This window comes from Kitasatospora sp. MY 5-36 (genome assembly GCF_001182915.1).
Taxonomy (GTDB): domain Bacteria; phylum Actinomycetota; class Actinomycetes; order Streptomycetales; family Streptomycetaceae; genus Kitasatospora.
The window spans coordinates 1-3,951 of record NZ_LFVW01000840.1 but is presented as its reverse complement, the minus strand read 5'-3'; the positions used below and the strand labels follow the sequence as shown (position 1 = coordinate 3,951).

Sequence of the window (3,951 nt, the reverse complement as noted above, 5' to 3'; positions counted from 1 at the left end):
CGGCCGGCCAGCACCGCGGCGCCCTCCCGGCGGCGGGCGTCGCGGTCGGCGATGACCCGGCCGACCTCCTCGTCGAGCGCGGCGAGGGCGCGCAGGCGGCGGGTGCAGACCCGGTCGACCGCCCAGAAGCCGCCCATCACCTCGACGAAGCGGTCCACCGCCGCCCAGGGGTCGGCCTGGGTGAAGGCCTCGGCGAGCCGGGCCATGCCGCCCTGCTCGGCGAGGGCGTCGCAGACCGCCTCCAGCAGGCCCGCCTTGGAGCCGAACTGGTAGTAGACGGTCGCCCGGGCGACGTCCGCGCGGCGGGCGACCGCGTCCAGCGAGACCCCGCCGGTCTCGGCCAGGTGCGCGCGGGCGGCCGCGACGATCCGGGCGCGGGTCTCGTCGACCTCCGCCTGCCGCTGTCCCATCCGGTAGGACCGGGGGCTCATCCCGCTCGCCTCCACTCGTTCCGTGTGAACTGGCAGTATCGCCGATCGGTTCACCCGGGCGGGGAAGGCCCGGCGCCCGGCGGAGCGGGCCCGGCGCTCAGAGCATGACCCGCCCGCCGCTGACGTCCAGGGTCTGCCCGGTGATCCAGGAGGACGCGTCGGAGGCCAGGAAGAGCGTGGCCGAGGCGACGTCCGCCGGCTCGCCGAGGCGGCCCAGCGGGTGCGCGGCGGCGACCGCGGCCTGCACCTCGGGCGGCATCTGCGCGGCGGTCCGCTCGGTGCGGACGGCGCCCGGTGCGATGGCGTTGACCCGGACGCCCTCACCGGCGACCTCCAGCGCGAGGTGCCGGGTGAACATCAGCACCCCCGCCTTGGCCGTGGCGTACGCCGCGGAGGCGCCGCCGGCCAGCCGGCCGGCCGTGGAGGCCATGGTGACGATCGAACCGCCGCGGCGGGCCAGCAGGCCGGGCAGGAAGGCCTGGACGGTGAGGAAGGTGGCGGTGAGGTTGCCGTCGAGCACGGCCCGCCAGTGCTCCTCGGTCTCGCGGACGGTCGGTACCGGGTAGCCTCCGCCGCCGGCGAAGGCGGCCAGGGTGTCGACGGGGCCGAGGTCCCGCTCGATCCGGGCGGCGGCGGAGCCGAGTGCCGCCGCGTCCGTGCAGTCGGCGACCAGTCCGAGCGCCCGCACCCCCTCCGCCCGCAGGCCGTCCGCCACCTCCGCCAGCGCCTGCGCGTCGCGCCCGAGGACGGCGACGGCCGCGCCCTGCCGGGCGAAGGCGCGGGCGGTCTCCGCGCCGATGCCGCGGCTGCCGCCGGCGACCACGACCACCCGGCCGTCCAGGTCGGGGTACCGATCCTGCCGAACTCCCATGTTCCATCGCTCCTTCGGGTTCGCACACGCGGTGCGCCGTGGTTCACTTGATTTCATTCATACAGTCCGTCTGAATGAATGACAAGGCGCCATCCGAGACCGAACCATCCCGAACCATCCCGAGGAGGGAACCGATGAGGATCGCAGTCGTGGGTGCCACCGGACGCACCGGCCGTCTGGTGGTCGACCTCGCACTGGCCGCCGGACACACCGTCACCGCCGTCGCCCGCGACCCCGCCCGGCTACCGGAGTACGCGCACGGCACCCCGCTCACCGCCCGGGCCGACGTCGGCCGGCCGGGCTCCCTGCGGGGGCCGCTGAGCGACCAGGACGCCGTCGTCGCCACCCTCGGCACCACCGGCCGCCGGACCGCCACCACCGTCTTCTCCGACGGCGCCCGGGAGTTGACCGCGGCACTGCGGGACGGCGGCGCCCGGCACCTGGTCACGATGAGCTCGGCGGGGCTGGACACCAGCCGGCTCCCGCGCGCCCAACGGGTGGTGGCCAGGCTGGTGGTCGACCGGCTGTACCGGGAGGTCCACCACGACCTGGCCCGGATGGAGGCGGTGCTCGCCGGCTCCGACACCGCCTGGACGGTCGTCCGCGTGCCGATGCTCAAGGACGGCCCGCCGTCCCCGGGCCCGCAGGTCTCGTACGACCGACCGCTCCCCCGGGCCGGCACCGCCACCCGCGCCACCGTCGCCCACTGGATCGTCGACCACCTCGGCGACCCGACGACCTTCCGCCGACTCGTCCACCTCGCCGACGACTGACGCCCCGGCGGCACCGTCACACAACGGCGGCACCCACGCCGTCGTGGACGGCTCCGGCTGCTTCGTCTGCAAGTAGCGGGGGCCGGACCGGACCGGACCGGCCCCCGCGCTCAGCCCTGCTGCTGCGGCGGGCGGCGGCGCAGGGCGAGCAGCAGCAGGACCACCGCCGACAGCACGGCGGACAGCCGCAGCACGTTCGGGGCGGACGACCAGCTGATCGCGCCCAGCGGCGAGCCCGACTGGAGGCCGCCGCCCTGTCCGCCGGCCTGCTTGGCCTGCTGCATGGAGTAGAAGGTGGACACGCTCATCGTGACCAGCGGGATGCCGAGGATCACGAACTTCCGCATCAGGTCGGAGATCTGGCGGGACAGGTAGCCGAGGCCCCAGCCGGCCAGCATGGCCGGGAGGAAGCCGGAGACCGCCCCGCCGACCAGTAGCGCGCAGGAGAGCAGGATCAGCGGGGAGGGCTTGCGGGCGGGCGCCTCCTTCTCCGCCTCCTGGCCCTTCCCCTTGGCCTTCCCCTTCCCCTTGGCCTTGCCCCCGGCCTTCCCGGCCGGGGCCTCGGGCGGCGCGGGAGGGGCGGCGGGGGCCGGCCTGAGCCAGCCCCTGCGCGGCTTCTTCGTCAGGTCCGCGGCGGGCGCCGCCGCCGTCTCCGCCGTCTCCGCCGCCGCCTGCTCGGCGGCCTCCTCGGCGGTGCGCTGCCCGGGGATCGGCTTCGGCGCGGGCCGCGGCCCGTCCGAGAAGTCGAAGAGCGTCATCGTCCACGGGCCGGTGCTCGACACCGTCGTCGGCGGGGGCCCGTCCGGCCGGTCCCCGGCGACGGTCTCCGGCAGGTGCAGCGGCACGGACGGGATGCCGCCCGCGCTCGGCGCCGGCGGGTCGTACACGCTGTCGGGGTCGAAGTCCGGAGCGGGAACGGGGGCGGACGGAGCCTCCGGAGCGCCGCCGGACGCGGCCTCACCCGAACCGGCGCCCGAGCCCGAACCCGAGCCGGTGTCCGAAGCGGCGTCCGGGCCCGCGTCCGGGCCGCCGACCGAACGCTCGCTCCACGGCCCGCTCTTGCGCCACCACTCGCCGTCCGTCATCACCGACCACCCCGCCTCGCCCGTACCGGCCGCCCACCGAACCGCCCTCGGCGTGACGCTACCCACCCCGCCCCCGCCCGCGCGAGTCCGTCCGCCGGTACGGCGGAGCGCCGGAGGTGCGCCCGGACGACGGACACCCCGTCGTCCCCGCGCCCGACTAACCTAGGTCGAATGACCACACAGCAGGGCCCTCAACGCCGGGGCAGGTCCGCCACCGGCCCGCGCACCCTCGCCGAGGAGTTGCGCGCCCGTCCCGACGACGCGCTCGCCGCCCTGCTCCGCTCCCGCCCCGACCTGCTGAACCCCGTCCCCGGCGACCTCACCCAGCTGTCCGCCCGGCTCTCCTCGCGCGCCTCCGCGCTGCGCGCCCTGGAGCGGCTCGACCGCTTCACCCTCCAGGTCGCCGAGGCCCTGGCCACCGCCCCGGACGGCACCTCGCTGAGCACCGTCCGCACCCTGCTGACCGGCCCGGCGAAGGTCAAGCCGCACCCCGGCGCCACCCCGCTCACCCCCGCCGACCGGTCCGCCGTCGCCACCGCCCTGCCGCGCGCGCTCGCCACCCTGCGCGACCGGGCGCTGCTCTGGGGCCCGGACAACGGGCTGCGGCTGGTCCTCGCCGTCCGCGAGGCGCTCGCCCCGACCGCCGTCAACCCGGGCCGCACCGGCCTCGGCCCCACCCTCGCCGACGCCACCGTCGGCATGTCCCCGGCCCGGCTGCAGCAGCTGCTCGCCTCGGCCGGGGAGCCCGGCACCCCGGACCCGGTCAGCGCCGTCGCCTCGCTCACCGCGCT

Annotated in this window: 4 protein-coding genes and 1 pseudogene; 2 read left to right on the top strand and 3 right to left on the bottom strand. The window is 76.9% G+C overall.

The window, feature by feature from the left end; translation table 11 throughout:
• The coding region (locus AE652_RS36990) for a TetR/AcrR family transcriptional regulator (protein ID WP_049659551.1) at positions 1-431 on the bottom strand (431 nt) is incomplete at its 3' end.
• A 97-nt stretch (positions 432-528) separates the two neighbouring features.
• Positions 529-1,302 (bottom strand): SDR family NAD(P)-dependent oxidoreductase, encoded by a 774-nt coding sequence (locus AE652_RS36985; RefSeq protein ID WP_049659549.1) that lies wholly within the window; start codon positions 1,300-1,302, stop codon positions 529-531.
• A 134-nt stretch (positions 1,303-1,436) separates the two neighbouring features.
• Between AE652_RS36985 and AE652_RS36980 the strand changes: the two genes are divergently transcribed.
• Positions 1,437-2,075, top strand: a complete 639-nt coding sequence (locus tag AE652_RS36980; RefSeq protein WP_063780391.1) for an NAD(P)-dependent oxidoreductase — start codon at positions 1,437-1,439, stop codon at positions 2,073-2,075.
• A gap of 110 nt (positions 2,076-2,185) precedes the next feature.
• Here the strand turns inward: AE652_RS36980 and AE652_RS36975 are convergent, their stop codons facing one another.
• Positions 2,186-3,160: a hypothetical protein gene (locus tag AE652_RS36975; RefSeq protein ID WP_049659542.1), complete on the bottom strand. Its 975-nt coding sequence runs from the start codon at positions 3,158-3,160 to the stop codon at positions 2,186-2,188.
• Between the two features lie 171 nt (positions 3,161-3,331).
• On the opposite strand from AE652_RS36975, the pseudogene AE652_RS36970 reads away from it, so the two are divergent.
• A pseudogene (locus AE652_RS36970) lies at positions 3,332-3,951 on the top strand (DNA-binding protein); the annotation flags it as partial.

Excerpts from the sequence above, each read along its gene's own strand:
- AE652_RS36985 (WP_049659549.1), bottom strand. The coding sequence starts at position 1,302 with ATGGGAGTTCGGCAGGATCGGTACCCCGACCTGGACGGCCGGGTGGTC.
- AE652_RS36980 (WP_063780391.1), top strand. The coding sequence starts at position 1,437 with ATGAGGATCGCAGTCGTGGGTGCCACCGGACGCACCGGCCGTCTGGTG.
- AE652_RS36975 (WP_049659542.1), bottom strand. The coding sequence starts at position 3,160 with ATGACGGACGGCGAGTGGTGGCGCAAGAGCGGGCCGTGGAGCGAGCGT.